Annotated in this window: 22 protein-coding genes and 2 pseudogenes; 14 read left to right on the forward strand and 10 right to left on the reverse strand. The window is 66.1% G+C overall.

Features of this window, described 5'->3' with window-relative positions:
- Window positions 1-8: 8 nt before the first annotated feature.
- Window positions 9-518 (reverse strand): DUF1993 domain-containing protein, encoded by a 510-nt coding sequence (locus tag GDH07_RS26905; protein ID WP_152899422.1) that lies wholly within the window; start codon window positions 516-518, stop codon window positions 9-11.
- Between the two features lie 42 nt (window positions 519-560).
- The gene (locus tag GDH07_RS26910) at window positions 561-1,616 is read right to left on the reverse strand and encodes an AraC family transcriptional regulator (protein WP_152899423.1); all 1,056 of its coding nucleotides are present in this window, start codon (window positions 1,614-1,616) and stop codon (window positions 561-563) included.
- A gap of 162 nt (window positions 1,617-1,778) precedes the next feature.
- Between GDH07_RS26910 and GDH07_RS26915 the strand changes: the two genes are divergently transcribed.
- Together GDH07_RS26915 and GDH07_RS26920 are read left to right on the forward strand one after the other, a co-directional pair.
- Window positions 1,779-4,292 carry a flavin-containing monooxygenase gene (locus GDH07_RS26915; RefSeq protein ID WP_152899424.1) on the forward strand — a complete coding sequence of 838 codons (2,514 nt, stop codon included), beginning with the start codon at window positions 1,779-1,781 and terminating at the stop codon, window positions 4,290-4,292.
- Window positions 4,293-4,500: 208 nt separating this feature from the next.
- On the forward strand, window positions 4,501-5,151 hold the full coding sequence (locus tag GDH07_RS26920) for a YceH family protein (RefSeq protein WP_152899425.1): 651 nt from the start codon (window positions 4,501-4,503) through the stop codon (window positions 5,149-5,151).
- 58 nt (window positions 5,152-5,209) lie between these two features.
- On the opposite strand, the gene GDH07_RS26925 is transcribed toward GDH07_RS26920, so the two are convergent.
- On the reverse strand, window positions 5,210-6,028 hold the full coding sequence (locus tag GDH07_RS26925; RefSeq protein ID WP_152899426.1) for a shikimate 5-dehydrogenase: 819 nt from the start codon (window positions 6,026-6,028) through the stop codon (window positions 5,210-5,212).
- Window positions 6,029-6,281: 253 nt separating this feature from the next.
- Here GDH07_RS26925 and GDH07_RS26930 point away from each other — a divergent pair, with 253 nt between their 5' ends.
- The 3 genes from GDH07_RS26930 to GDH07_RS26940 all read left to right on the forward strand — a co-directional run bounded on the left by GDH07_RS26930 (window position 6,282) and on the right by GDH07_RS26940 (window position 7,384).
- The gene (locus tag GDH07_RS26930) at window positions 6,282-6,638 is read left to right on the forward strand and encodes a hypothetical protein (protein WP_022639747.1); all 357 of its coding nucleotides are present in this window, start codon (window positions 6,282-6,284) and stop codon (window positions 6,636-6,638) included.
- Window positions 6,639-6,888: 250 nt separating this feature from the next.
- Window positions 6,889-7,083 carry a hypothetical protein gene (locus GDH07_RS26935; protein ID WP_022639748.1) on the forward strand — a complete coding sequence of 65 codons (195 nt, stop codon included), beginning with the start codon at window positions 6,889-6,891 and terminating at the stop codon, window positions 7,081-7,083.
- A gap of 118 nt (window positions 7,084-7,201) precedes the next feature.
- The gene (locus GDH07_RS26940) at window positions 7,202-7,384 is read left to right on the forward strand and encodes a hypothetical protein (protein ID WP_152899427.1); all 183 of its coding nucleotides are present in this window, start codon (window positions 7,202-7,204) and stop codon (window positions 7,382-7,384) included.
- A 54-nt stretch (window positions 7,385-7,438) separates the two neighbouring features.
- Here the strand turns inward: GDH07_RS26940 and GDH07_RS26945 are convergent, their stop codons facing one another.
- Window positions 7,439-8,506 carry an AI-2E family transporter gene (locus tag GDH07_RS26945; RefSeq protein ID WP_152899428.1) on the reverse strand — a complete coding sequence of 356 codons (1,068 nt, stop codon included), beginning with the start codon at window positions 8,504-8,506 and terminating at the stop codon, window positions 7,439-7,441.
- Between the two features lie 156 nt (window positions 8,507-8,662).
- Here GDH07_RS26945 and trhP point away from each other — a divergent pair, with 156 nt between their 5' ends.
- Together trhP and GDH07_RS26955 are read left to right on the forward strand one after the other, a co-directional pair.
- Window positions 8,663-9,988, forward strand: coding sequence for a prephenate-dependent tRNA uridine(34) hydroxylase TrhP (trhP, locus tag GDH07_RS26950; protein WP_152899429.1), 1,326 nt, complete (start codon window positions 8,663-8,665; stop codon window positions 9,986-9,988).
- A gap of 334 nt (window positions 9,989-10,322) precedes the next feature.
- On the forward strand, window positions 10,323-11,336 hold the full coding sequence (locus GDH07_RS26955; protein ID WP_152899430.1) for a LysR family transcriptional regulator: 1,014 nt from the start codon (window positions 10,323-10,325) through the stop codon (window positions 11,334-11,336).
- Here GDH07_RS26955 and GDH07_RS26960 read toward each other — a convergent pair.
- Window positions 11,280-12,026 carry an SDR family oxidoreductase gene (locus GDH07_RS26960; protein ID WP_152899431.1) on the reverse strand — a complete coding sequence of 249 codons (747 nt, stop codon included), beginning with the start codon at window positions 12,024-12,026 and terminating at the stop codon, window positions 11,280-11,282. The genes GDH07_RS26955 and GDH07_RS26960 overlap by 57 nt on opposite strands.
- Before the next feature lie 302 nt (window positions 12,027-12,328).
- On the opposite strand from GDH07_RS26960, the gene GDH07_RS26965 reads away from it, so the two are divergent.
- The 5 genes from GDH07_RS26965 to GDH07_RS26985 are packed head-to-tail and all read left to right on the forward strand — an operon-like array spanning window position 12,329 to window position 19,997.
- Window positions 12,329-16,516 (forward strand): SDR family oxidoreductase, encoded by a 4,188-nt coding sequence (locus tag GDH07_RS26965; protein WP_281356389.1) that lies wholly within the window; start codon window positions 12,329-12,331, stop codon window positions 16,514-16,516.
- Window positions 16,517-16,547: 31 nt separating this feature from the next.
- On the forward strand, window positions 16,548-17,303 hold the full coding sequence (locus GDH07_RS26970) for an SDR family oxidoreductase (protein WP_022639757.1): 756 nt from the start codon (window positions 16,548-16,550) through the stop codon (window positions 17,301-17,303).
- 32 nt (window positions 17,304-17,335) lie between these two features.
- Window positions 17,336-18,151, forward strand: a complete 816-nt coding sequence (locus tag GDH07_RS26975; RefSeq protein WP_207245112.1) for a 2OG-Fe(II) oxygenase — start codon at window positions 17,336-17,338, stop codon at window positions 18,149-18,151.
- A gap of 53 nt (window positions 18,152-18,204) precedes the next feature.
- Window positions 18,205-19,098 (forward strand): phosphoserine phosphatase SerB, encoded by an 894-nt coding sequence (gene serB / locus GDH07_RS26980; RefSeq protein ID WP_152899433.1) that lies wholly within the window; start codon window positions 18,205-18,207, stop codon window positions 19,096-19,098.
- Complete coding sequence (locus GDH07_RS26985; protein ID WP_178124125.1) at window positions 19,095-19,997, forward strand: EamA family transporter; 903 nt, start codon at window positions 19,095-19,097, stop codon at window positions 19,995-19,997. Before serB ends, GDH07_RS26985 begins: the two co-directional genes overlap by 4 nt.
- A gap of 60 nt (window positions 19,998-20,057) precedes the next feature.
- Here GDH07_RS26985 and GDH07_RS26990 read toward each other — a convergent pair whose 3' ends face one another.
- Window positions 20,058-21,374 carry a Na+/H+ antiporter family protein gene (locus GDH07_RS26990; RefSeq protein ID WP_164485057.1) on the reverse strand — a complete coding sequence of 439 codons (1,317 nt, stop codon included), beginning with the start codon at window positions 21,372-21,374 and terminating at the stop codon, window positions 20,058-20,060.
- A gap of 579 nt (window positions 21,375-21,953) precedes the next feature.
- Between GDH07_RS26990 and GDH07_RS32975 the strand changes: the two are divergent.
- Both GDH07_RS32975 and GDH07_RS32980 read left to right on the forward strand, forming a co-directional pair.
- Window positions 21,954-23,024 (forward strand): annotated as a pseudogene (locus GDH07_RS32975) (cache domain-containing protein); the annotation flags it as partial.
- A gap of 348 nt (window positions 23,025-23,372) precedes the next feature.
- Window positions 23,373-23,882, forward strand: a pseudogene (locus tag GDH07_RS32980) (methyl-accepting chemotaxis protein); the annotation flags it as partial.
- 159 nt (window positions 23,883-24,041) lie between these two features.
- Here GDH07_RS32980 and GDH07_RS27000 read toward each other — a convergent pair.
- From GDH07_RS27000 to GDH07_RS27015, 4 genes are read right to left on the reverse strand one after another with little or no spacing between them, the layout of a single operon-like run.
- On the reverse strand, window positions 24,042-25,355 hold the full coding sequence (locus GDH07_RS27000; protein ID WP_343038346.1) for a sensor histidine kinase: 1,314 nt from the start codon (window positions 25,353-25,355) through the stop codon (window positions 24,042-24,044).
- On the reverse strand, window positions 25,352-26,020 hold the full coding sequence (locus GDH07_RS27005) for a response regulator transcription factor (RefSeq protein WP_022639765.1): 669 nt from the start codon (window positions 26,018-26,020) through the stop codon (window positions 25,352-25,354). Before GDH07_RS27005 ends, GDH07_RS27000 begins: the two co-directional genes overlap by 4 nt.
- Complete coding sequence (locus GDH07_RS27010) at window positions 26,020-26,334, reverse strand: PepSY domain-containing protein (protein WP_031320197.1); 315 nt, start codon at window positions 26,332-26,334, stop codon at window positions 26,020-26,022. The genes GDH07_RS27005 and GDH07_RS27010 overlap by 1 nt, the downstream gene beginning before the upstream one ends.
- Entirely contained in the window at window positions 26,334-26,642 is a 309-nt protein-coding gene (locus GDH07_RS27015) for a PepSY domain-containing protein (protein ID WP_022639767.1), read from the reverse strand. Before GDH07_RS27015 ends, GDH07_RS27010 begins: the two co-directional genes overlap by 1 nt.
- Window positions 26,643-26,702: the final 60 nt, after the last annotated feature.

A 26,702-nucleotide genomic window follows, 5' to 3' on the forward strand; every position in this document is an offset into this window, starting at 1 on the left:
GAGCGGGATCAGAAGGCGCCCATGTAGTCACGCTTGCCCACTTCCACGCCGTTGTGGCGCAGGATGGCGTAGGTGGTGGTGACGTGGAAGAAGAACTGCGGCAGGCCGTAGCTCAGCAGGTAGGACTGGCCGCTGAAGCGCTTCTCTTTCGGAGTACCCGGGCGGGTGACGATCTCGATGCCTTCCTTGCCGTCGACCTGGGTCGGCTGGATGGTGTCGAGGAAGGCCAGGACCTTGGCCAGCAGCGCCTGGAGCTCGGCGAAGGTGGTTTCGCTATCCTCGTACTTGGGCAGCTCGATCTCGGCCAGGCGCGAGGAGACGCCCTTGGCGAAGTCCACGGCGATCTGTACCTGGCGCACCAGCGGGAACATGTCCGGATACAAACGCGCCTGGAGCAAGGCCGCAGGCTCGATGTTCTTCGCCGTGGCGTGGGCCTCGGCCTTGTGCAACACATCGCTCAGGGCCTTGAGCATCTGCTTGAAAACAGGAACGGAAGCGGCGTACAGGGAAATGGTCATGACAGTCTCGATCAACGGTGATGGGAATACAGCGCGCGCGGATTATAGCCCCAGGCCGTGACCCGGTGCTTCCTGTGCAACGCTCTGGCGGTAGACGCTGGGGGCCACGCCGAACCTGCGCTTGAAGCTCTGGGAAAAACTCGACAGGTCGCTGAAGCCCAAACGCTCGGCGATCTGGCCCAGGCTCAAGGCGGGATTGGCCAGCAACTCCAGCGCCCGGCCCCCGCGCTGCTCGGCCAGCAACTGGCGATAGCTGGTGCCCTCCTCCTGCAAACGCCGCTTCAGAGTGCGCACGCTGGTGTGAATCAGACGGGCCATGCCCGGCAAGTCCGGTACGCTGCCGGCGGGCTGCGCGTCCAGTTGCAGGCGCACCTGCGCGGCGCTGCCCTGGGACGCCTGCCGGCGCTCCAGCAACTGCGCGCACATCTGCTCGCACATCGACACCGTGACCGGATTGGCCTGGGGCAAGGGACGCTGGAGCAAGCGCCGGTCGAACACCAGGGCATGATGGGCCGCGCGAAATTCCGGGACCAGGCCGAAGATCCCTCGGACCTCATCCACGCCATGCTGCACCGACGGAGCACCACGGCGGGTCAGCCGCAGCAGGCGAAAATCCTGGCCGACGATTTCCTTCATCAATACCGCCGCTGCGGCCATGTCCCGCTCCAGCAGGAACGTCCGCACCCGGGCGTCCGCCACCGCCGGCTCGCCAAAGGTCAGCACCCCAAGGCCGGGTTCCTGGTGATAGCCGATAGGGGCGAAGGCATAGGTCAGGGGCAGGAAACGCAGGGCCAGGCGCAGGGCATCGGCCGGGGTCGCGCTGCTGATCAGGCCATAACCGAACAAACCATAGGTGGAAAAGTGATAGCGCAAGCCCACTTCATGGCCCAGCCCCGGCGGATGCCCCAGCAAGGCCAGCAAGTTGCCCACCAGCCGCAACTCCTGGGCCGCCGACAACAGGCTGTTGGGGTCCTGCAATTGCTCCAGGGACAGCCCCGAGCCGGCCAGCAGGCGCGTCTGCGCCAGATCCCGCTCAAGGCCGAAGTTCACCAGCAACAGGGCGCTGGAGGGTCCGCGGGTGAATGACTGAATGTTCATGGGCCAGCTCGTCGCAGCATGTTTTGGCCCAAATACTAAAGTACTTGTCCCCTTCCAGCATGGGGTCGGCGCTCGATTGCCTGCATGCTTGCTCCACCAGGCTCGTAGTCTCCCCCTCGGGAAGTGGCCACATCCCACCACAACAATAACAACGAGGTCGTCATGCCAGCATCCACCACTGCTTCGAACTCCGCACCCGACGCCAGCCAGCCCCTGGAGGCCATCATCATCGGCGCCGGCTTCGGAGGCCTGGGCATGGGCATCGCCCTGCGCAAGGCCGGGGCCAGCCGCTTCGTCATTCTGGAGAAAGGCCAGGACGTCGGCGGAGTCTGGCGCGACAACAGCTATCCCGGGGCCGCCTGCGACGTGCCCTCGCACCTCTACTCGTTTTCCTTCGAGCCCAATCCCCACTGGTCCCGGACCTTCGCCCCCCAGGCGGAAATCCACGCCTACCTGCGGCACTGCGTCAAAAGCCATGGCCTGGAACCGTTCATCCGGTTCGGCGCCGAGGTCCGCCAGGCCAGCTTCGACCAGGAGCTGGGCTGCTGGCAGGTGACCTGCAACGACGGCCAGGTGCTGCTGGCGCGCCTGCTGATCAGCGCCACCGGCCAACTGAGCCGTCCGGTGCTGCCGAAGCTGGCGGGCATGGAGAGCTTCGCCGGCCAGGTATTCCATTCCGCCACCTGGGACCACGACTACTCCCTGGCCGGCAAGCGGGTCGCGGTGATCGGCACCGGAGCCTCGGCGATCCAGTTCGTGCCGCAGGTCGCCGCCCAGGTCGCGGCGCTGAAAGTCTTCCAGCGCTCGCCGGCCTACATCATGGCCAAGGCCGACCGTCCCTACAGTCCCCGGGAAAAACAGCGTTTCGCGCGCTACCCGCTGTGGATGAAGCTGGTGCGCGCCGGCCATTACCTGCACTTCGAGTCACGCGCCCTGGGTTTCACCCGCTTGCGCGGCCTGATGCGCTGGGCCGTGGGCCGGCCCTTCCAGAAGTTGCTGGAGACTTCGGTGTCCAACCCGCAGCTACGCCGCCAGATGACCCCGGACTATCCCATCGGCTGCAAGCGCATCCTGCTGTCCAACGACTACCTGGCCACCTTCGACCAAGCCCATGTGCAATTGCTGACCCAGGGCATCAAGCGCATCACCGAGCACGGTATCCAGACCCAGGACGGCGAGCAGCACGATGTGGATGCGATCATCTACGGCACCGGCTTCGCAGCCACCGAGTTTCTCTCGCCGATGCGCATCACCGGCCGCAAAGGGCTCGATCTGAACCAGGCCTGGCAACAGGGCGCGGCCGCCTACCTGGGGCTCAGCGTGCCCGGCTTCCCGAACTTCTTCATGCTCTACGGCCCCAACACCAACCTGGGCCACAATTCCATCATCCATATGCTGGAAAGCCAGATATCCCATGTGCTCAAGGCTCGCCAGGCACTGCTGGCCAGCGGCGCCCGCACCCTGGAAGTGGACGAGCGCCCGCACCGGCGCTTCCAGTTGCGGATCCAGCAACGCCTGGCCAATTCGGTATGGAGCGGCTGCAAGAGCTGGTATGTGGACGAGCAAGGTCACAACAGCACCAATTGGCCCGGCTTCACCTTCACCTATCGCTGGCTGGCGCGATACGCCGGGCTGGCGGCCTACCAACTGTCCAGCCCGCTGGACCCGGCCTCGCCGGCGAGCGGGCGCAGCATCGCAGCCCCCCGGGACTGGCTGGAGCGGGCCAACGCGGCCCTCCTCAGGCTGTTCCTGCGCTGCACCTTCAGGGCCTTGATCGGCCCGTCACGGGCCCTGGCCAGCCAGCGCAAGCTCGTCGCCGGCATGTCCTGGCTGATGCCGCCAGCCCTGGGGGTCGCTCGACGGCGCACGCACCTGGGCCGGGTACCGGTGCAGATCATCGAACCCAAGGCCACTGCCGCCAGGGGCACGATCCTCTACCTGCACGGCGGCGCGTTCTGCCTCGGCAGCCCGGACACCCACTACAGCGTCACCAGCCGCCTGGCCAAGGAAAGCGGCTGTGCCGTCTGGGTCCCCGACTACCTACTGGCCCCGGAGCACCCTTACCCGGCGGGCCTGGACGACTGCCTGGCCTGCTATGACGCGATCCGCGCCCAGGGTTGCCCGGCCGAACAACTGTTGATCGCCGGCGACTCCGCCGGGGGTGCGCTGGCGTTGGCCCTGGCCCTGGCCTTGAAGAAACGGGGCGACGGCATCGCCGCCGGGCTCATGCTGCTGTCGCCAGTCACCGACCCGACCCTGGCTGGCCCCAGCCTGCAGAGCCGCCAGGGCGTAGATCCGATGATTCGCCGCGACTGGCTGGAACAGGCCCTGCAAGCCTATGGCGCGCCCGATCAAGACCTGTTGCACCGCCCCCTGGAGGCCGAGCTGGACGGCCTGCCACCGATGCTGGTGCAGGTGGGTGACCAGGAGCTGCTGCTGTCCGACTCCTGCCGCCTGGCCGAGCACGCCCGGGCCTGCGGGGTACCTTGCGAGCTGGAAATCCACCACGAGCGCTGGCATGTCTTCCAACTGCAGGCCTTCTACCTGCGTTCGGCCAGGAACGCCCTGCACAGCCTGGCGCGTTTCGCCCGGGAGCGCCTGGAGCAACCACCAGCAACCGATGCCCGACGGTCACCTGCAACGGCAAAAGCGTCCACGCAAGCACAACCCGGTTGATCGCCAGCGGCCACGCCCTCACGCGGGCGTGGTCCGGCACCCGGTTGCATGCCTGTCACCAAGTTCTGATGGCCAGAAACCGCTTCTGCGGGTAAAACAGAGCCCCTCGAAAGCGGCCATCATGGCCGTGGATATCCCCAGTGCCCAGCAGGCGACCTGAGCGGGCTATCCACGCGTCTTTCCATCAGTCATCAAGGGAGCAGTACTCATGAGCAGCGAACACGAAACCTCCAGCGAATCCCTGCGTCTTGGCAGCACGGAAATCCGCATCCTGGGTTCGTTGATCGAAAAACAGGCCACCAACCCGGAAACCTATCCCCTGACCCTCAACGCCCTGGTCATCGCCTGCAACCAGAAGACCAGCCGCGAGCCGGTGATGAACCTGACCCCGGGCCAGGTCGGCCAGAGCCTGCGCACCCTGGAAATCCAGGGTTTCACTCGCCTGCAGATGGGCAGCCGCGCCGATCGCTGGGAGCAGCGCCTGGAAAAAGCCCTGGAACTGGTACCGGCGCAGTTGATCCTCTGTGGCCTGATGTTCCTGCGTGGCCCGCAGACCGTGAACGAACTGCTGACCCGCAGCGGGCGCATGCACGACTTCGAAGACAGCGAGCAGGTCCTGCACCAGCTCGAACGCCTGGTGGCCCGCGGCCTGGCCTTGCACCTGCCGCGCCAGGCCGGCCAGCGCGAAGACCGCTACACCCACGCCCTGGGTGACCCGGCGGACATCGAGGCGATCCTCGCCGCCCGTGGCAACCCGGTGGAGCGCAGCAGCGGCGGAAATGTGTCACTGGAACGCATCGAAGAACTGGAAGCGCGGATCGCCGCCCTCGAAGAACGCCTGGCCCGCCTGGAAGGCTAGGCCCTGGCCACTGCCGAAGGTTGCGACAATCGCACACGCCTTCGGCTCATCGGCCCCTTCAGCCCCGGGCGAAGGCCACGGCCTGCTGGAACTGCTCTTCGCTCGGGCGTACGCCGGTGTACAGCACGAACTGCTCCAGGGCCTGGATGGCAATCACTTCAAGCCCGGTGATGACCCGCTTGCCCGCGGCCCGTGCCTGTACGATCAACGGCGTCTCGGCCGGTACCGCCACTACATCGAACACGGTATCCGCCGCGGCGATGGCCTGGGCCTCGAAGGCCAGTTGCTGCGCCTCGGGCCCGCCGCTCATGCCGATCGGCGTGACGTTGACCAGCATCCGCGGACGCAGGCTGCCCAGCTCCGCCTGCCACTGGTAGCCCAGGGAGCTGGCCAGGGCGCGGCCGGCCACTTCATTGCGGGCCACGATCACGCCATGGGCATAACCGCCGTCGCGCAAGGCACTGGCCACCGCCTTGGCCATGCCACCGCTGCCGCGCAGGACGAAGGTGCAATCCTTGGGCACGGCATGGGCCGCCAGCAACTGCGCCACGGCAATGTAGTCGGTGTTGTAGGCCTTCAAATGACCGTTGGTGTTGACGATGGTGTTGATCGAGGCAATGGCCCGGGCCGAGTCGTCCAGCTCGTCCACCAGGGCGATGCAGTCTTCCTTGAACGGCATGGAGACGCCGCAGCCACGGATACCCAGGGCCCGGATCCCACCGACCGCGCCCGGCAGGTCCTGGCTGCTGAAGGCCTTGTAGTAGAAGTTCAGCCCCAGTTGCTCATACAGGTGATTGTGAAAGCGCAGGCCGAAGTTCCCCGGACGCCCGGACAACGACATGCACAACTGGGTGTCTTTATTGGGGTTCATTTGCATCTTCATCTCCTCGCTTGGCACTTTCGGATAGACGGGATTGGTCGGCCAGCCGCTTGTGCCCGATCATATCGGCGCTTGTTCAAAGGGCTCCAGCCGTCCAGGGATAACGGTAAAGAGGCCGGTACAGACCTTACACAACATTTACTCAGCGACTGTGCAGATTTTGCGATAACCGCTGTCTTAGAAGTATCCCCGCGTCAGTTCTTGAGTCTGGTGCAGACCATAAACGCAGGGGTTGAACCGAGGAAAAACCATGATCTCCAAAATCCCCAAGATAGCCCTGCTCATTGGTGCACTCGCTGTCGCCGGCCAGGCATCCGCCCATGGCGGTGGCTGGGCCGGGCCCGCCGCGCTGGGTGCGGTCGTCGGCGCAGCCGTCGTGGGTTCGGTGATCGCCAACCAGGATCGCCCGGTCTACGTGCAACAGGCCCCGGTGTATGTGCAACCAGCCCCGGTGTACGCCGCCCCACCGCCCCCTCCGGTCTACTACCAGCCGGCACCGGTCTATGTGCAACAGCCGATCTACTATCGCCCGGCACCGGTCTACTACGGGCCACCCCGTGGCTACTACGGCCATCCTCATTACTACTACGGCCCTGGCCGCTGGTAAGCCAACCCAGGTTCCCGAAACAGGCCCCGCCCTCCAAGGCGGGGCCTGTTGCATTCCGACTCCGGCCGAATGTCTGAATAATTCTGCAGAATGTCGTGACTGGAACAGTACTTGCGTTTAAATCCGGCAATAGTGTGCCGATCCCAAGGAAGCCCCGGGCGACATGGGATGGTCATGTTTGTGTCATCCAAGGGCTGCAAGATCGATCCAGTCCGATCGCCCCAGGCCCATAACAACAAGGACGCTCCCCATGCCTACGCAAAATCCGCATCGCGTTGCCGGCCTCTGCACCTCCAGCCGGGTGTATGACGCCCTGACCGAGCTCAAGCACCTGGAGGGCCATCGCAACGCCAAGTTCCTGTCCCTGCTGACCCAGAACCTGGTGCGCAAGGGCCTGCTCAACGAGCATGAGGTGCTGCAGATGCTCGACCAGGTCGTGGACTGATCCCGCGCGCGCCGTGGGTGAATATCCTGCCCAGCCATCGATGTCCATTATCGATCCGGGTGATTTTTCGTAGCACTGGACACTTTGTAAGGTAACCGCTCCCATAAAGGAGCTTCCCATGCCCAACGTCCAGATCATGTCCGTCATCGGCAGCGCCGTCCCCTCCCCACTGCGGGAATCGGGCTTGCTCGCCTGCTGGTACCTGGTCCGCGATGGCGAGACCGTCAGCGGCCCCCTGGCTTCATTAACCGCTGCCCAGGCCCTTTCCCGGCAACTGGATCGCCAGCCGGTGCACGCCTAGCTGCCTGAACGTTGACCGCAAGCGCGATGTCCCGAAGCCCCGGCACCAGGCCGTTCAGGGCAAGGGCAAGCGCGCCCGCGGCCGGGTCTCGACGAACAGCCCCCAGCTGGACAGGAACAACGCGGCGATCAAGGGGCCGATGACGAAGCCATTGAGACCGAAGATCGCCAGGCCGCCAAGGGTCGAGACCAGGATCAGGTAATCCGGCATCCGGGTGTCCTTGCCCACCAGGATCGGTCGCAGCAGGTTGTCCACCAGGCCGATCACCAGCACCCCGAACAAGCCCAGCACCACGCCCTGCCAGATTGCCCCGCTGAGCAGGAAGTACACCGCCACCGGCCCCCAGACCAGCCCCGCACCCACTGCCGGCAACAGCGACAGAAAGGCCATCAGCACCGCCCACAGCAACACGCTGGGAATATCGAGGAACCAGAAGATCAACCCGCCCAGGGCGCCCTGGGTCACCGCCACCAGCACATTGCCCTTGACCGTGGCCCGCACCACCCGGGTGAACTTCAATTGCAGGCGCCGCTTCTGGTATTCCGCCAGCGGTACTGCGGCGCGGATCTTGCGCACCAGCTCCGGACCGTCGCGCAGGAAGAAAAACAGCAGGTAGAGCATGACGGAGAAACCCACCAGGAACTCGAAGGTGCCCTGGCCGAAACTGAACGCCTGGGTCGCCAGGTAATGGCTGCCCTGCATCGCCCCCTTGGCCACCTTTTCCTGCAGGCCCTGGAGCTCCCCCAGGCCGAAGCGGTCCAGCAAACCCTGAACGGACGGCGGCAGGCGATGCTTGAACAGCTCCAGGTAGCCGGCGATGTCCAGTTGCCCGCTCTCGATCTTGCGATACAACTCGGCACCTTCCTGGACCAACAGCACGCTGATGGCGATCACCGGCAGGATGGCGATCACCAGGCAAATGCCCAGGGTGCACAGCGAGCACAGGTTGCGTCGGCCCCCGAGGCGCAGCAGCAGGCGGCGCTGCAACGGTGCGAAGAGAATGCCGAGGATCACCGCCCAGAACAGCGCGCCGTAGAACGGCAGCAAGATCCAGATGAAGGCCACACTGACCAATGCCAGCAACAGCAGCAGGCTCTTGTTTTGCAGGTTGTTCTGATTCATGTCCGGTCCAGGTCGGTCAACGCCGGTTGGCGTCCTGGGATTTAGTCCACCGTCGCGTCGCCAAGTGCCGTTTTTTCTCTAGCGGATATAGACCCAGGTCAATGAATGCCTGCGGGCGCTGCCTTACCCTCGCGACCTTTTGCGACCGACAGCCCCATGACGCTCCTCGCCAAACCCGAACTCCTGGCCCCCGCCGGCACCCTGAAGAACATGCGCTACGCCTTCGCCTATGGCGCCGACGCGGTGTATGCCGGACAACCGCGCTATAGCCTGCGGGTGCGTAACAACGAATTCGACCACGCCAACCTGGCCCTCGGCATCCGCGAGGCTCAGGCCCAGGGCAAGCGCTTCTATGTGGTGGTCAACATCGCCCCGCACAACGCCAAGCTCAAGACCTTCCTCAAGGACCTGGCGCCGGTGATCGAAATGGCCCCCGACGCGCTGATCATGTCCGACCCGGGGCTGATCATGCTGGTACGCCGGCACTTCCCGGCCATGCCGATCCACCTGTCGGTGCAGGCCAACACGGTGAACTGGGCCAGCGTCGAGTTCTGGCAGCAGCAGGGCCTGAGCCGGATCATCCTGTCCCGGGAGCTGTCGCTGGAGGAAATCGAGGAAATCCGCCAGCAGGTGCCGGCCATGGAGCTGGAGGTCTTCGTCCACGGCGCCCTGTGCATGGCCTATTCCGGGCGCTGCCTGCTCTCGGGCTACATGAACAAGCGCGACGCCAACCAGGGCACCTGCACCAACGCCTGCCGCTGGAAATACAAGGCCGAGCAAGCCACCGAAAACGACCTCGGGGAGATCGTCCAGACCTTCGAACCCGAGCCGACCCTGGGCCTGGGCACCCCCACCGACCAGGTGTTCCTGCTCCAGGAAGCCAATCGTCCGGACGAGCAGATGCCGGCCTTCGAGGACGAGCACGGCACCTACATCATGAACGCCAAGGATCTGCGGGCGGTGCAGCACGTGGAGCGCCTGACACGCATGGGCGTGCACTCGCTGAAGATCGAGGGCCGGACCAAGTCCCACTTCTACTGCGCCCGTACCACCCAGGTCTATCGCCGGGCCATCGACGACGCCGCAGCCGGGCGCGAGTTCGACCGCAGCCTGATGAACGACCTGGAATCCCTGGCCCAGCGCGGCTACACCGAGGGCTTCCTGCGCCGCCACGTGCATGACGAATACCAGAACTACCAGAACGGCAGCTCGGTGTCGGAGCGCCAGCAGTTCGTCGGCGAGCTCACCGGACTGCGCCGCGACCGCCTGGCCGAGGTCAAGGTGAAGAACCGCTTCGCCCTGGGCGACCACATGGAGCTGATGACGCCCAAGGGCAACTTCCACTTCGACCTGCATGAGCTGCACAACGCCCAGGGCCAGGCCATCGAAGTGGCCCCGGGCGACGGCCATACCGTGTACCTGCCGATTCCCGACCAGGTGGACCTGCGCTTCGGCCTGCTGATGCGCGATATCGGCGCCTGAGGCGCAACGCCCTCACCCTTCCCCCCTGTCCGAGCACCGTCCGGCGTGAACCACGCCGGATGCGGGCATCCCCTGCGGTCCTGCCCAGGACCCGTCACGAAAGCCTGGTAAGCCTGATCGACAACGGTCTGCGGCCGCTGCCCGGATATCGTTGAATCAGTCCTGTCGCTGCCGGCAAACGCCCGCAGCGACAGGCCTGGCTGCCCCGGCCCACGCGGCTGGGAGAATAGGCGGGACGTTATACTTTTCGGCCGCGAAAGCAGACCGCGTTCGCGAAAAAGCAGCTCCTGCAGTAGCAGAATTACAACGATAAATACAAAGGAATGTCTTGATTATGTCCGACTCCAATCTGCATCGGCTCGCCAGCCAATTCTCTCCCAGACCCATGGAACACCGCCTGGAACTTCGCCATCTGCGCTACTTCAAGGCGGTGGCCGAAGAGCTGAGCTTCACCCGTGCGGCGCAGAAGTTGCACATGGCGCAACCCCCGCTGAGCCAACAGATCAAGCAGCTGGAAGAAGATCTTGGCGCCCTGCTGTTCGAGCGCCAGAGCCGGCCCCTGCGCCTGACCGAGGCCGGCGGACAATTCCTGCTCAAGGTCCGGGCCATCCTCGATGCCGTGCAGTCCAGCGTCAGGGAGATCCGCGGCCTGGCCGAAGGCCACACCGGGCGCCTGTCCATCGGCTTCGCCGGCTCGGTGATGTACAACCGGCTGCCGGAAGTGCTGGGGCTGTTCCAGCAGTGCTACCCGGGTGTGGAACTGTCGTTCAAGGAGCTGCTGGCGGCGGACATCGCCCCGGCGCTGCTGGAGCATCACATCGACATGGGCTTCGCCCGGCCCCCGATCGATGACGACCCGGCGATCGAGCAGCGCTTGCTGCTCAAGGAACCGCTGGTGGTGGCGCTCCCGGCACGGCATCGCCTGGCCGGGCGCAAGCACCTGGAACTCAAGGACCTGGATAACGAGAAGACCGTGCTCTATCCGCGTTATCCGCTGCCGAGCCTGACCGACCGGATCCTGTCCCACCTCGAACCGCTGGGGATCAGGTTGCACATCGTGCAACAGATCGAGAACCTGCAAGCCGCCCTGGGCCTGACCAGGGCCGGAGTGGGGCTGACCTTCGTGCCCCAGAGCGTCGGCGCCGAGCAACGCCAGGGCATCGTGTTCCTGCGAATTCGCGGCAACCCGCTGCATTCACCCCTGAGCGCCGCCTGGCTGCCGGCCTCCAACTCGGTGGCCCTGCGCAACTTCCTGCCCCTGCTCGGCCTGTTGGGAGAAGACCCCCAGGCCCTACCTGCCCCCGGCAACCGGGATAATGGCCCCGGTGACATAGCTCGCCGCGGCTGAGGCCAACCAGCACACGCAGTCGGCCACCTCCTCCGGCAATCCTGCCCTGCCTGCGGGCACTCCCGTGGACATCTCAGACAACCGCTCGGGTTTTCCGGCTGCGGCGTGCAACCCTGTCTCGATCAAACCTGGAGCCACGGCATTGACCCTGATTCCTTCGTCGGCGACTTCCTTGGCCAAGCCCCGGGTCAGGCTGTCGATAGCCCCTTTCGTCGCGGCGTAGTGGATCCACTCTCCGCCCCCGCCCAGTTCGGCGGCCCGGGACGACAGGTTGACGATGACCCCGCCCGCCCCACCATGGGAACGGCCCATGCGCCGCACCGCTTCGCGGGCACACATGAAGGCGCCGAACACATTGACCTGGAAGACATGCTCCAGGCGCTTATAGGACAGCGCCTCGAGCCGGGAGAAACCTTCGGTGATCCCGGCATTGTTCACCAGCAATGCCAGGGGTAGCGGGCGTCGATCCAGGGCCTCGAACAACGCCATGACCGCCACCGGCGAAGCGATGTCCAGCTGCCAGCTCCAGGCCACGCCACCAGCGGCGCCAATCGCCTCCTCCACCTGCCGAGCCGCCTCGCCGTCGTGCTCGTAGGTCAGGCACACCTCATACCCCAACAGCCCAAGCTGACGGGCCACCGCCGCACCTATTCCACGACTGCCACCGGTTACCAATGCCAAGCCTTTCATAGCGATTTCCTTATCCATTGCAGTTCAAGGAGCCTTACAAGCCAAAGTTCAAAGAACAACTAATTTTTATAATTCCCGCCTCCAGCAAGTGTCAACGCCGAAGTTCATCAACAGCAACTTATATATAGCCCATATAAAAGCATACGCAGCCGATATTGGACGCAAGGTCCCGTGCTGCATAGCCTGCAGGCCAACTCGCTCATCTGTTGATGTTTTCCAGGCCGGCCACTTTGGCCACAAGGAAAGTTCTAATAACGGAGATGGAAATGGCTGAACTTCTAATAGAGCGGCTGACCGGATGGATGTCACGGTCGGCAGAACAAGTCGCACTCAGCGATGCCTCCCGGCAAATGACTTATTCAATGTTGGAACGAGATGCCCTGGACCTGGCCGGGCAAATCCGCGGACGTGGCATCGGCGCAGGACAACTGGTGGCGGTGGTCGGCCCCAGGTGCCTGGAAGTGGTGGTCGGGCTAGTGGCCGTGATGTTCAGCGGCGCCGCCTACACCATAGTCGAGGTCGCCTCCCTTGAAGAGGACGCCGGCCCGCGCCTGGAGCAGATCGGCGCCGACCTGGTGCTGGCCGTGGGCGGCTACACCCTGATGCAGCACGATGCGTTGTCCTATGCCTTCGATGCCGACTGCCGCGCCGCTGCCCCTGCACCACAACCGACCGTTGCCGGGGGCGATGCAGCCACCTATGTGCTCTATACCTCCGGCTCCACCGGTACGCCCAAGGGCGTCGCGGTGTCCGCCCGCAACATCGCCCACTATTGCCAGGGCGTCGCCCAGGCGCTGGGCATCGCCGACGGCCTGCGCTATGCCCATGTCAGCACCCTGGCGGCCGATCTTGGCAACACCGGATTGTTCCTGGCGCTCTGGACGGGCGGCAGCCTGTACATCGCCGACGAATACGAACGCAAGGACCCCCGGGCCCTGTATCGGTTGCTGGGCGAACAACGCATCGACGTGCTGAAGATCACCCCCACCCACTGGCGCACCCTCCTCGACCAGGCCGCGGCGGACCAGGGGCCGCGCCCGACCCTGGGCTGGTTGTTGCTCGGCGGCGAGGCCCTGGAGCCGCCATTGGCGCGCAGCACCCTGGCCAGTGGCATGGTCGGCCGGCTGTTCAACCATTACGGCCCGACGGAAACCACGGTCGGCGTCACGGTCCAGCCGGTCCTGGCCGAACAATTGGCAGTGCTGGGCGAGGCCAGCGTGCCCATTGGCCGCGCCTTGGGAGACAGCCAGCTGCGGGTGCTGGACGGCCATGGCCACCCTTGCCCCGCAGGAGTCACCGGCGAGCTGTTCATCGGCGGACCGCAAGTGGCCCTGGGCTACTGGCAACGGCCGGACCTGGATGCCGGGCGCTTCGTCGAACTCCAGGGCCACAGGTTCTACCGCTCCGGCGACCGGGTCCGGCTCGACGACCAGGGGCGCCTGCACTTCGCCGGGCGGGCCGACCGCCAGGTCAAGGTCAACGGCTACCGGGTCGAGTTGGGACATGTCGAAAGCGCGCTGCAACGGCTGCTGGAGCAACGGGCGGTGGTGGTCCATCGCCGCTTCGCCGAACGCGACTACCTGCTGTGCGCCTATGAAGGGCCGCACAGGAGCACCGGCTGGCTGCGCGCCGGGCTCGCTCGGCAGGTGCCGGGCTACATGCTGCCGTTCAGCTTCGAGAACCTTGCGCACCTGCCCATGAATGCCAACGGCAAGCTCGATCGCCAGGCCGTCGAGCGCCGGTTGCAGGAAGGTTTCGCCACAACCATGGCCAGCGCCCTGGACGACCAGGTCCAGGCCGACGAACCCTACGCCAAGCTGCTGAACGCCTTCCGCCGCCACTGCCGGGCAACGAGCGTGGAGACCGACAGCGACTTCTTCGACCTGGGCGGCGACTCCCTGGACGCCGTGCGCTTGATCTCCGAGCTGCAACTGGAGGGCTTCGACGTCAGCGCCCGGGCCTTTTTGGGCAGCCCCACCCTCGCCGGCCTGGTGGCCCAGCTGCAACAGGCCAGCTCACCCGCCGAGCCCGGCCACAACCGTGCCGAGCAGGCCAGCCGGGGCATCGCCGGCCCGGCGCAGCAGTGGTTCCTGCAACAGGACGTGCGTGAGCCCGACCGCTGGACCCAATCGATGCTGGTGCAAGCCGAAGTGCGCCTGGACGCCGGGCGCCTGGGCCAGGCCTGCCTCCAGGTCTTGCAGGCCCACGAGATGCTGCGCTCGCGCTTCGCCTTCGACGGCCAGCGCCAGGCCTGGGTGTTCGAAGCCGGCGCCGCCTACCCCGAGGTGTTCTCCGAGCTGGATGCCGGGGCCGTCGATGCCAGCCTCGATGACTTGGCCAACCGTCGCTATGCCGTCCTGGAAAGCCGCTTGAGCATCAGTGCCGGACGCTTGTTCTTCGTCGAGCTGATCACCCACCAGGACCGGCAGTACCTGTTGCTGGTGGCCCACCACCTGGCCGTGGACGTGGTGTCCTGGAGCCTGATCCTCGACGAGTTGATGATCCGCTACACCAGCGACAGCCGTGCCATGCCCCTGCGCTGCGCCAGCTATGCCGACTGGGTCGGGCACCTGCAGGCCCACCGCGAACTCCTGGCCCGGGACGCCGGCTACTGGCGACAACGGCTCGCGAGCCCGGCGCAACAACCGTTCCCCGCCGGCCAGGAACAAGACGCCCAGACCGCCTGGATCGCCTTCGACGCCGAGCAGACCGCGCGCATCATGGCTGGCGCGGCGCGCGGCGGGGTGTCCATCGACCAGTACCTGCTGGGCCACTACCTGGCCCTGGCGAGCCGGCAATGGCCCGAACCGGTGCTCAATGTGACCTTCGAGAGCCACGGCCGCCTCAGTCTCGACGACCAGACCGAGATCTCGCGTACCGTGGGCTGGTTCACCGCCGCCTTTCCCCTGGCCCTGGACGCCGCCGAGCTGGCCCGCGAGCCAATCGCCACGGTTCGCCAGGCCCTGGCCGAGGTTCCCCACCTTGGACACTCCTATGCCAGCAGCGGGCTGCCGGCGTTCGCCACACGCCACTGCTTCAACTACCTGGGCAAGACCAGCCTCGGCCTGCGCGATGACTGGAAGCTGCGCCCGGCGCCGGTGACCTACGCCGGGCTGCGCGGTCGCGAGAACCCGCGGATCAACCAGTTCAAGCTCACCGGTCGGCTGGCGGGCGAGCAATTGATCCTGGACCTGAACTTCAACGCCCTGGCCACCCCGGCGGCGCTGATCGGCGAGTTCGCCCAGGCCCTGCGCGCGGCCTTGCTCGACGGCCAGGCCTCGGCAGGCGGCGTACAGCTGTCCGACAGCAGCTCCAGCGGCGCCTTGTGGAACATCCCTGCAACGGTGATCGGCAGCCATGGCGTGGCGCTGCCGGGCAAGGCCGCGCAGAACATCCTGCTGACCGGCGCCACCGGTTTCATCGGCATCCATGTGCTGCGCGAATTGCTGGAGCAGAGCAGCGCGACCCTGCACTGCCTGGTCCGGGCGGACTCCCCGAGCGCGGCCCGGGCCCGTCTGGCCGCCGCCTGGAGCCACTTCTTCAGCGATGCCAGCGCCTTGCCCCGGGAACGGGTACAGATTTGCGTCGGCGACATGAGCCAGCCCGGTTTCGGCCTGTCCCAGGCCCAATGGGCCAGCCTGGCCGGGAGCATCGACGCGGTGTACCACTTCGCCGCCGATACCCGCCTGGTGGGCAGCCGCAGCGACATGCAGCGCAATATCGTGTTCCCCACCCATGAACTGGTGCGCTTCGTCGAAAGCGGCCACGCCAAGGCCCTGCACTTCATGTCGACCCTGGCCGTCAGCGGCTGCTACCGGGGCGCCGAGCCGGTGGTGTTCGACGAAGACGCGCTGGACGTGGGCCAGGACTTCCTCAACGAATACGAGCGCTGCAAGTTCCTCGCCGAAGGCATAGTCCGGGAGCTGGCATACCGCGGGCACAGCGCCTTCATCTACCGCTCGGGCAACGTCACCGGTCACTCCCAGACCGCGATGTTCCAGCGCAACGCCAATGCCAATCGCTGGGTGCAGTGCATCAACGCCATCGCCCATGCCGGCTACGCACCGGCGCAGTACGACGAGCCGCTGGTGCTCAGCCCGGTGGACATCGTCGCCCGGGGCATCGTCAGCCTGTCTTTGGACCCGTCCCTGCGCAGCGGCACCTACCACGTCGACTCGCCCTACGCGATTTCCTCGGACCTGTTCGTCGCCTCGCTGCAAGACCTGGGCATCCCGATCAAGCGGGTCCGCGCGCACAGCCTCAAGGACGCCCTGGAACGCTCGGGCAAGACCACCCAGGCCGAAGTGGCGCTGGGCCTGTTCTGGGCCTCGCGCGAAGCACGCAACCTGACCTACGACCACTCACGGACCCTGTCGCGCCTGCAAGAACACCGGGTCGAGTTTTCCCAGCTGTCCCGGGACTGGGTGTTCACGTTCGTCCGGCGCTTGAAGGATCGCGGATTGTTCGGGTACGCCCGGACCAACGGGTGACCACGGCCACCCCCACTTGAAGGAGCAAGCAATGAACAATCATTCGACCGTGGCGATCTCCGGCGGCACCTCGGGCATTGGCCGCGCCGTCGTCCAGGCGCTGGTGCAGGCCGGGGCCAACGTGGCCCTCAGCGGCCGCGACCAGGCCCGCCTGGAGCAGGTCTGCGCAGCGGCCAACGACAACGCCAGAAAGGCCGTCGGCATCGCCATGGATGCCTGCGACCCGGCCCATGTGCCGCAACTGTGGCGGGCCGGCGAGCAAGCCTTCGGCGAGCCGCCCAGCGCCTTCGTACTGTGCGCCGGACGTGGCCTGCCAGGATCGCTGCTGGGCTCGGACAGCGCGCAGTGGCAAGAGCTGGTGGACGTCAACGTACTGGGCGCCATGCATCAGCTGCGCGCCGCGGCCAGGGCCTTCCTCGAACGCCGGCGCAGCAGCGAGCGGGTCCAGGACATCGTGGTCATCGGTTCCACCGTGGGGCGCCAGCTGTCCGCCGGCAACCCGGTATACGGCGCCACCAAGTTCGCCCTGCATTCGCTGGTGGAGTCCCTGCGCCAGGAGCTGGCCAGCAGCCTGGTCCGGGTGACCCTGATCGAGCCCGGGTTCGTGCGCACCGGCTTCCAGGAAACCGCCGGCTACGACATGCACGGCTTCGCTGCACTGGAACGCGACCAGGGTCCGTTCCTCGGCCCCGAGGACGTGGCCCGCGCCATCCGCTTCGTGCTCGAACAACCCGAGCACGTGCACATCGACGACATCCGCATCCGCCCTTCGCGGCAACGCATCTGACCCGCAACGTCACTTCCCAAGAGGATCCATGCATGAACATGCTCGTAAAACCTGCAAGAAGAGAAACCGCGCCACCGGTGGTGGCCAGCGAACTGACCACCGACACCCTGCTGGCCCTGGCCGCCCGGGAGATCGGCGCGATCCACGTCAAGGGCTACTACCCGGTGGCGATCGCCGAGCGAGCCGCCGAGGCCGCCATCGAGCACCCCAAGCTGGGTTACTACAACAAGAAATACACCAGCAGCGTCGGGCGCATCTGCACGCCGCACATCGATTCGGAGTGGAACCAGGAAGCCGGCCGCAAGTACCACGCCGAGGCGGTGGAGAACATCCAGGACCTGCGCAGCCTGTTCGAGCCGCACCTGACCCCGGCCGACAAGATCCGCCTGCAATTGCAGGAATACTGGCCCGGTGGCGCCAACATCCAGCGGCTCTACGGCCATGCCTGCTTCGTCGGCGCGATCCGCGTGTTCAAGCCGTCCTCGTCGCGGTTCTACCCGCACAACGACACCATCATCGAGGAGTCGGATGCACCGGAACTGGAGGGCATCGAAGAGCAATTGGTGGCCAACATGTACCTGCGCACCCCGCAACAGGGCGGCGATCTGCAACTGTGGCTGCGTGACCCGAGCCCCGAGGAGCTGGTCCTGATCCGCGATGTGGAAGGCCTGCTGCCGGAGAAGGTGGAGCAGCCGCCGCTGGTGCTGCATCCGGATGCCGGCGACCTGATTATCTTCAGTTCGCGCATGCTGCATGCCGTGACTCCCAGCAAAGACAGCTATCGTATCGGCATGGCGGCCTTCATTGGCTGCTATGGCAGCGACCGGCCCCTGACCTACTGGAGCTGATCGTCCCATGGACGTGGCGCCGCACCGATGCGGCGCCACCTTGGCGACAGGTTATGACACGACACCTCATTCTGTTCGGCTTCACCCCGGCACGACAGGCGGCCCTGGCCAGCGACCTGCACCAGCTGGGTTTGGACTCCCCCCGGCACGCCCACGGCAGTCTTGTCGTCCAGTGGCAACCGCGCCATGAAGCGCGGCGCGGGGAGCTGTTCAACGGCCTGCGCGAGCTGGCCACGGATTTCGCGGTGCTGCCCCCGGGCCTGGCCCTGGCGGACTTCCGCCTGCTGGCCTGCGACATGGACTCGACCCTGATCGAAGTCGAGACCATCGTCGCTTTGGCAGACCTCGTCGGCGCCACCGAGGAAGTCGGGCGCCTCACCGAGCGGGCGATCAGCGATGCCCGGGACGACTACGCCGCCAGCATGCGCTATCGCATCGGCTTGCTGCGCGGCCTGGCCGTGGCCGACCTGCATCGGCTGATCGAGCGCACCGTACGACTGTCCCCCGGCGCCGCCGAACTGATCGCCATCGCCGCCCGGGCCGGCCTGCGGACCGCCATCGTCAGCGGCGGTTTCGACCTGGTGGCCCAGGGCATCAGGCAGCGCCTGGGCATGGACGAGGCGTTCGCCCACAAGCTGGAGGTGGTCGACGGGCGCCTGAGCGGCACCCTGCTCGGCGAGGTGATCGATGCCCCGGGCAAGGCCGCCATCGTCCAGCAACTGTGCGCCCGCCATGGCATCGCCCCGCAGCAGGTGATCGCCGTCGGCGACGGAGCCAACGACCTGGACATGGCCCGCCAGGCCGGGTTGTTCGTGGGCTTCCGGCCCAAGCCGGTGCTGCTGCCGGCCTGCGATATCGTCCTCGACCATGGGGGCCTCGACAGCCTGTCCACGGCCCTGGCCCAGGGCCGCCAGGTCGAGGGCCTGCGGGCCGAGGCGGTCCAGTGAAAAGTCTGCCGCCAACGTTGCGCCAGCGGCCGGACCTGTGGATCTCCGGCCTGTTCCTGCTGCTCTGGTCGTCGGGCTTCGCCATCGTCAAGGTCGGGCTGCAGTACTGCAGCCCGATGATGTTCCTCTGGCTGCGCTACGTGATCGTGGTGCTGGTGCTGCTGCCAGTGGTGCTGGTGCAGCGTCCGCCCCTGCCCCGGGGCCGGCCCCTGCTGGCGATGATCGCCAGTGGCGTGCTCATGCAGTGCGTGTACTTCGCCGGGACCTACCTGGCCATCGACGCCGGGATCAGCGCCGGCCTGCTGGCGCTGATCGTCTCGCTGCAACCGGTGGTGATCGGCGTCGCCTCGCCCTTGCTGCTGCGCACGCCGGTGGCCGGCCGCCAATGGCTGGGGCTGTTGCTGGGATTTTTCGGGGCGGCGGTGGTGATCCTGGCCAAGTCCGGCGTGGAACGCTTCACCGCGCTGGGCATGGGCCTGGCCTGGCTGTCGCTGCTGGGGCTGAGCGCCAGCGTACTGCTGGAGAAGGCCTCGACCCCGCAGCCGATCATCCTTTCGCTGTTCAGCCAGTACCTGCTGGGCATGCTGCTGGTCTCGCCCCTGGCCTTCACCTTCGATACCCAGCCGATCCAGTGGAACTGGGCCTTCGTCGGCTCCCTGGGCTACCTGTCGTTCTTCAATTCGCTGCTGGCGATCGCCTTGCTGATGCTGTTGGTGCGGCGTAACGAGGCGGCCAGGGTGTCGGCGGTGTTTTTCCTGGTACCGCCCTGCGCGGCCCTGGTGGCCTGGCTGCTGCTGGGCGAGCCGATGCCCTGGCTGGCCTGGGGGGGCGTGATACTGGCCGCCATGGGCGTGCGCCTGTGCAGCGCGCCCGCGCCGGGCAAGCCATTGCTCAAGTGATCGGCAGGACGGCCTGAGGCCAAAGGGGAGCCGGCCGGGCTCCCCGGGCGGGGATGTTGCTCAGAGCACCATGGCCGCGACCCAGCCAAAGGCCAGCAGCGGCAGGTTGTAGTGCAGGAAGGTCGGGACCACGGTGTCCCAGATGTGGTGGTGCTGGCCGTCGATATTCAAGCCAGAGGTCGGGCCCAGGGTCGAGTCCGAGGCCGGCGAGCCGGCGTCGCCCAGGGCCCCGGCGGTGCCGACGATGCAGACGATGGCCACCGGGCTGAAGCCCAGTTGCACGCACAGCGGCACGAAGATCGCCGCCAGGATCGGCACGGTGGAGAACGACGAGCCGATGCCCATGGTCACCAACAGCCCCACCAGCAACATCAGCAGCGCACCCACGCCCTTGCTGTGGCCGATCCAGCTGGCCGACGCCTGGACCAGGCTGTTGACCTCGCCAGTGGCCTTCATCACCTCGGCGAAGCCTGAGGCGGTGATCATGATGAAGCCGATCATGGCCATCATCTTCATGCCTTCGGTGAACAGCTCGTCAGTCTCGCGCCAGCGCACGATGCCCGACATCGAGAAGATCAGGAAGCCGCACAGGGCGCCGATAATCATCGAGTCCAGCAGCAGCTGGATGACGAACGCGGCGACGATGGCCAGGCCCGCCACCAACAGGGTCCGCGGGTTGTACTGCACCTCGACCTGCTCGACCTTCTCGATCCGGCCCAGGTCGTAGACGCGCTTCTTGCGGTAGCTGACGAACGCCAGCAACAGGCCGCAGACCATGCCCAGGGCGGGAATGCCCATGGCGTGGGTAACGTTGACCTGGCTGATGTCGACACCACTGCGGGCGACGTTGGCCAACAGGATCTCGTTGAGGAAGATGTTGCCGAAGCCCACCGGCAGGAACATGTAGGGGGTGATCAGGCCGAAGGTGATGACGCAGGCGATCAGGCGCCGATCCAGCTGCAGCTTGGTCAGCACGTAAAGCAGCGGCGGCACCAGCAGCGGGATGAAGGCGATGTGGATCGGCAGGATGTTTTGCGAGGCGATGGCCACCACCCACAAAAGGCCGATCAGCAACCATTTGACCTGGCCGCCACCGTTGGCGTCCTGGCGATCCACCAGCAGCAGGATCTTGTCCGCCAGGGCGTGGGCCAGGCCGGACTTGGCGATGGCCACGGCGAAAGCCCCGAGCAAGGCATAGGACAGGGCCACCGTGGCCCCGCCGCCCAGGCCGCTGTTGAAGGCCTTGAGCGTGGCCTCGATCCCCAGGCCGCCGGTGAGGCCGCCCACCAGCGCGCCCACGATCAGGGCGATCACTACATGCACGCGGGACAGGCTGAGTACCAGCATCACGCCAACCGCGGCAATTACTGCGTTAATCATCGTTACCTCATTACTGCGGGCAAAAACCGCGCAAAAGCCAGTGACCGACCGGAGGGCAGCACGCTGCCGACATCGGGATGAAAGAGCTTGTTGTTAGAGGGCGCGCACTTTGCAGCAGTGGGCCCGGCTTGTCAAAACCGCGGCCCGGCGCCCATCGGCACCCGGCTTCGCATGGCTCGCAGGGCCGCATGGGTCGCAAGAACGCTGAAGGTCCTGCGGACCTTGGCGCAGCCTCGCGGGCTCGGCAGCGGCTACCCATATGGGGGGTGACGGATTTCGAACGCTCGTTTAAAGAAACCCGACCAACGGCCGCTACAGTGCAAAGTCTCAGATATTTATCGAATAAAGGACGTCTCCATGTCGCTCAGACAACTTTCCATCCAATGGAAGATCACCTTGCTGGCCGGACTCTGCCTGTTGGGCATCGTGTCGCTGTTGGTGGGGCTTTCGCTGTATCGCATGGAGCACAGCTCCGAGATGGTCAAGGCCTCGAGCATGGAGATGCTCAATGAAGCCGCCCAGGCCCGGATCGAGGCCCAGGGCGAAGTCCAGGCCCTGGGGATCCGCCAGCAGTTCATGGACGCCTATCAATACGGCCACGGTTTCTCGCGCCAGGTGCTGTTCCTGCGTGAACAGGCCGAGAAGCGTTTCCTCGACGCCTTCGACCTGCGCGAGGACCTGACCCGCCAGGTCAAGTCGGCACTGCAGGCCAACCCCGACCTGCTGGGCCTGTCCCTGGTGTTCGAGGCCAACGCCCTGGACGGCAAGGACAGCCTGTTCAACGGCCAGACCGAACTGGGCAGCAACGAGCAAGGCCGCTTCGCCCTGTACTGGTCGCAACCGACCCCGGGCCAGCTGACCGCCATGGCGCTGCCGGAAAGCGACATGAGCAATACCCGCACCGGCCCCAGCGGCCAGCCGGCCAATGCCTGGTTCACCTGCCCGCGCAGCACCCTCAAGCCCTGCGTGATCGAGCCCTACTTCTATGACATCGCCGGGCAGAAGGTGCTGATGACCAGCATCGTCTTTCCGCTACTGGTGGACGGCAAGGTCATAGCCTCGCTGTCGGTGGACATCAACCTCAACAGCCTGCAGGCGGTCAGCCAGAACGCCAGCCGCAAGCTCTACGCCGGCCAGACCAATGTCAGCATCGTCAGCCCCGAAGGCCTGCTGGCCGGCTACAGCCCCGACGCCAGCAAGCTCAGCCAGCGCCTGGACAGCGTCGACAGCGCCAACGGCGCCGAGCTGATCCGCCAGCTGGCCAGCAGCACCCAGACCCGCAGCCTGCACAACAACCACGAGCTCAAGGTACTGGCGCCGTTCACCCCGATCCCCGGCGGCAAGCCCTGGGGCGTGCTGCTGGACGTGCCGGAAAAGGTCCTGGTGGGTCCGGCCGAGACGCTGAAGAACGAACTGGATGCCAGCAACAGCAGCGGCACCCTGATGGAGCTGGGCCTGGGCCTGCTGGCTGCGGTGGTCGGCCTGCTGCTGGTATGGCTGATGGCCCGCAGCGTGACCCGGCCGATCCTTGGCGTGGCCGCCATGCTCCAGGACATCGCCAGCGGCGAAGGCGACCTGACCCGCCGCCTGGACTACGACAAGCAGGACGAACTGGGGCAACTGGCCGGCTGGTTCAACCGTTTCCTGGACAAGCTGCAACCGATCATCGCCGAGGTCAAACGCTCGGTGCAGGACGCCCGGGGCACCGCCGACCAGTCGTCGGCCATCGCCACCCAGACCAGCGCCGGCATGGAGCAGCAGTACCGCCAGGTGGACCAGGTGGCGACCGCATCCCACGAAATGAGCGCCACTGCCCAGGACGTGGCCCGCAGCGCCGCCCAGGCCGCCCAGGCTGCCCGGGATGCCGACCAGGCGACCCAGCAGGGCCTGACCGTGATCGACCGCACCACCCGCGCCATCGACCTGCTGGCCGCCGACATGAGCACCGCCATGGGCCAGGTCGAAGGCCTGGCCAGCGACAGCGAACAGATCGGCTCGGTGCTGGAGGTCATCCGTACCATCGCCGAGCAGACCAACCTGCTGGCTCTCAACGCCGCCATCGAAGCGGCCCGGGCCGGGGAAGCCGGACGTGGTTTCGCGGTAGTGGCCGATGAAGTGCGCAACCTGGCCCAGCGCACCCAGGAATCGGTGGAAGAAACCCGCCAGGTGATCGAGCAGTTGCAGAACGGCACCCGTGATGTAGTAGCGTCCATGGGCAATAGCCATCGCCAGGCCCAGGGTAGTGTCGAGCAAGTGGAACAGGCGGTGACCGCCCTGCGCCAGATCGGCGATGCGGTGACGGTGATCAGCGACATGAACCTGCAGATCGCCAGCGCCGCCGAGCAGCAGAGCGCCGTGGCCGAGGAGATCAACAGCAACGTGGCGACCATCCGCGACGTCACCGAATCGCTGTCGGAACAGGCCAACGAGTCGGCGCGGGTCAGCCAGTCGCTGAACAGCCTGGCCAACCAGCAGCAGGGCCTGATGGACCAGTTCCGCGTCTGACCCTGCAACCGCTGCCGAGGCCGCGAGGCCGCGACAAGGCCCACAGGGCCTTCGGTGCCATCGAAGGCGACGTCCTCTTCGGAGTCGATCGCCGCCTTCGACAGCCGCGACGCCACCAGCCCGGCATCCGACAGCAGCGCAAAGCGGCCCCTGGCAAGCTCAGCGCCGGGGCAACTCGATCTCTACCCGCAAGCCGCCCAGGGGGCTTTGCCCAAGGCTCAGGCGGCCGCCCCAGGCCTCGACGATATCGCGCACTATGCCCAGGCCCAGGCCATGGCCATCGGTCTGTTCATCCAACCGGGCGCCACGGCTGAATACTTCATCCCGGCGCTGCTCCGGAATCCCCGGGCCATCGTCGTCCACCACCAGGCAAAAGCCCGCGGCACCCTCCTCGACCTGCAGCCGCACTTGCGCATCCGCCCACTTGCAGGCGTTGTCCAGCAGGTTGCCCAACAGCTCCAGCAGGTCCTCGCGATCCCAGGGCAGGCGCAGCCCCGGCGCCGCGTGGTAGCTGAGCTCCAGGTGCTCGCCGTGGATCATGTTCAAGGTCGCCAGCAGCCCCGGCAACTCGGCATCGCACTCGAACAGCGCGCCGGGTAGCGCATCGCCGGCCAGCCGCGCCCGGTTCAATTCGCGGTTGAGCCGCGACTGCACCTGCTCCAGCTGCTCCAAAAGAATCTGCCGCACCTGCGGCTGGCCCGCCAGCTTCGGCCCCGAGGCCAGGCTCAGCAGCACCGCCAGGGGCGTCTTCAGGGCGTGCCCGAGGTTGCCCAGGGCATTGCGCGAACGCTTGAGACTGTCTTCAGTGTGCGCCAGCAAATGGTTGACCTGGGCCACCAGCGGCTCCAGCTCAACCGGTACCTGGGCATCGAGCTGGGAGCGCTGGCCCAGCTGCAGCTGGGCGATCTGCTCGCGGGCCGTCTCCAACGGACGCAAGGCCCGGCGCACGGTCAGGCGCTGCAGCAGCAGGATCAATAACAGCCCCGCCAGGCCCAGCCCGAGGCCGATCTGGCGCATGCGCTGGAAGCTCTCGCGCACCGGGGTGTAGTCCTGGGCCACGCTGATGCTGATGGCCTGGCCGAAGCGCTTGTAATCGCTGCGCAGCACCAGCAGTTGCTGGCCCTCGGGGCCCAGTTGCAGGTTGCCTTGCAGCCCGGCCTGCTCCAATTGCGGCAGGTCCTGGTCCCACAGCGAGCGGGAGCGCCAGTGCACGTTGGCGAAGTCGATACGAAAGTAATGCCCGGAGAACGGCCGCTGGTAGGCCGCCGACAGCCGCCGCTCATCCAGCTGCAAACCTTGCGGACCGCGAACCAGGGCCAGCAGCAGGCTTTCGCTGGCGTTGCGCAGGCCAGCCTCCAGGTAGCGTTGCAGGCCCACCTCGAACAACCACAGGCTGGTCTGCGCCAGCGCCAGCCCGACCACCAGCATCACCCCCACCAGGCCCAGGCTCAGACGGCGCTGGATCGACCTCACGAGGCCGCCCCGCCGAACAGGTAGCCCTGGCCCCGACGGGTTTCGATGACGCTGCGCCCCAGTTTGCGACGCAAATGGTTGACGTGGACTTCCAGCACGTTGGAATCGCGCTCGGTCTCGCCGTCATAGAGGTGTTCGGCCAAGTGGCTTTTGGAGAGGATCTGCTGCGGATGCAGCATGAAGTAGCGCAGCAAGCGGAATTCCGCCGCGGTCAGCTGCACGTCCTGGCCATCGCGGACCACGCACTGGCGGCCTTCGTCCAGGTGCAAGCCGGCGGCCTGCAGGGTCTGCTGGTTGGCCTGGCCATGGGACCGGCGCAACAAGGCCTGGACCCGCAGGTGCAGTTCTTCGGGATGGAACGGCTTGCTCAGGTAATCGTCGGCGCCGGCCTTGAGCCCTTCGATACGCTCGGCCCAGGAGCCCCGGGCCGTCAGGATCAGCACCGGGGTGGCCAGGCCTTCGGCACGCCATTGGCGCAGCACGTCCAGGCCCGGCACCCCGGGCAGGCCCAGGTCGAGGATGATCAGGTCATAGGGTTCGCTGGCCCCCTGGTACAGGGCATCGCGGCCATCGGCCAGCCAGTCCACGGCGTAGCCCTGGCGGTTCAGGCCTTCGAGCAACTCGTCGGCCAGGGATACATGGTCTTCCACCAGCAGCAGGCGCATCAGTCGTCTTCCTCGTCTTTCAACAGGCGCCCGGTGGCGGCCTCCAGGTCCAGCTCGCGGACCACGCCGTCCACGGTCAGCAACTCGACTTCATAGATGTATACGTCGTGTTTTTCTTCCAGTTCGGCCTCCAGCAGCTTGGCCCCGGGATAACGGTCCATGGCTTGTTGCAGCAGCTGCTCCAGGGGCAGGATCACCCCTCGCTGGCGCAGGCGCAGGGCCTCGTCCTGGTCCAGGTCGCGGGCCACCGCCAGCGAGCAGAACAACAACAGCGCCAGGGCCAGCCGGCTGCCGAGGGGCAATCTCCGATTCATTACGTGTCCTGATGATCCTTGAGTACCTGGCCGCTCACGGCGTCCAGTTCCAGGTCCCACTCCAGCCCCTGCGGGTCGCGCAGCTCGACCTGGTAGATGTACTTGCCGTACTCCTCTTCCAGCTCGGTTTCGCTGATGCTCGCCCCAGGATGCCGGGACAGGGCCATGGCATTGAGTTTTTCAAAGGAGGCAATGGTACCAGCGTCGCGCAGGCGCAGGGCTTCGTCGGGGCCCAGGTCGCGGGCATGGGCCAGGCTCGCGGTGAGGGCGATCAGGGTGGTGGCGAACAGGGCGGTCAGGGTCTTCATGGCAGGTCTCCAAGGCAGTGGCCAATGGCCAATGTTGTCCACGATACCCGGGGCAACTTA

Origin of the sequence: Pseudomonas piscis, from assembly GCF_009380155.1 — a bacterium.
Classification (GTDB): domain Bacteria; phylum Pseudomonadota; class Gammaproteobacteria; order Pseudomonadales; family Pseudomonadaceae; genus Aquipseudomonas; species Aquipseudomonas piscis.

What these genes read in the sequence shown, in the direction of transcription:
- serB (WP_152899433.1), top strand. Translation starts at nt 18,205, where the DNA reads ATGACACGACACCTCATTCTGTTCGGCTTCACCCCGGCACGACAGGCG.
- GDH07_RS26945 (WP_152899428.1), bottom strand. Translation starts at nt 8,506, where the DNA reads ATGAATCAGAACAACCTGCAAAACAAGAGCCTGCTGCTGTTGCTGGCA.
- GDH07_RS26920 (WP_152899425.1), top strand. Translation starts at nt 4,501, where the DNA reads ATGAGCAGCGAACACGAAACCTCCAGCGAATCCCTGCGTCTTGGCAGC.
- GDH07_RS27005 (WP_022639765.1), bottom strand. Translation starts at nt 26,020, where the DNA reads ATGCGCCTGCTGCTGGTGGAAGACCATGTATCCCTGGCCGACGAGTTG.
- GDH07_RS26965 (WP_281356389.1), top strand. Translation starts at nt 12,329, where the DNA reads ATGTCACGGTCGGCAGAACAAGTCGCACTCAGCGATGCCTCCCGGCAA.
- GDH07_RS26975 (WP_207245112.1), top strand. Translation starts at nt 17,336, where the DNA reads ATGAACATGCTCGTAAAACCTGCAAGAAGAGAAACCGCGCCACCGGTG.
- GDH07_RS27010 (WP_031320197.1), bottom strand. Translation starts at nt 26,334, where the DNA reads ATGAATCGGAGATTGCCCCTCGGCAGCCGGCTGGCCCTGGCGCTGTTG.
- trhP (WP_152899429.1), top strand. Translation starts at nt 8,663, where the DNA reads ATGACGCTCCTCGCCAAACCCGAACTCCTGGCCCCCGCCGGCACCCTG.
- GDH07_RS26935 (WP_022639748.1), top strand. Translation starts at nt 6,889, where the DNA reads ATGCCTACGCAAAATCCGCATCGCGTTGCCGGCCTCTGCACCTCCAGC.
- GDH07_RS27015 (WP_022639767.1), bottom strand. Translation starts at nt 26,642, where the DNA reads ATGAAGACCCTGACCGCCCTGTTCGCCACCACCCTGATCGCCCTCACC.
- GDH07_RS26930 (WP_022639747.1), top strand. Translation starts at nt 6,282, where the DNA reads ATGATCTCCAAAATCCCCAAGATAGCCCTGCTCATTGGTGCACTCGCT.
- GDH07_RS26915 (WP_152899424.1), top strand. Translation starts at nt 1,779, where the DNA reads ATGCCAGCATCCACCACTGCTTCGAACTCCGCACCCGACGCCAGCCAG.
- GDH07_RS26910 (WP_152899423.1), bottom strand. Translation starts at nt 1,616, where the DNA reads ATGAACATTCAGTCATTCACCCGCGGACCCTCCAGCGCCCTGTTGCTG.
- GDH07_RS26960 (WP_152899431.1), bottom strand. Translation starts at nt 12,026, where the DNA reads ATGAAAGGCTTGGCATTGGTAACCGGTGGCAGTCGTGGAATAGGTGCG.
- GDH07_RS26905 (WP_152899422.1), bottom strand. Translation starts at nt 518, where the DNA reads ATGACCATTTCCCTGTACGCCGCTTCCGTTCCTGTTTTCAAGCAGATG.
- GDH07_RS26955 (WP_152899430.1), top strand. Translation starts at nt 10,323, where the DNA reads ATGTCCGACTCCAATCTGCATCGGCTCGCCAGCCAATTCTCTCCCAGA.
- GDH07_RS26925 (WP_152899426.1), bottom strand. Translation starts at nt 6,028, where the DNA reads ATGCAAATGAACCCCAATAAAGACACCCAGTTGTGCATGTCGTTGTCC.
- GDH07_RS26970 (WP_022639757.1), top strand. Translation starts at nt 16,548, where the DNA reads ATGAACAATCATTCGACCGTGGCGATCTCCGGCGGCACCTCGGGCATT.
- GDH07_RS26940 (WP_152899427.1), top strand. Translation starts at nt 7,202, where the DNA reads ATGCCCAACGTCCAGATCATGTCCGTCATCGGCAGCGCCGTCCCCTCC.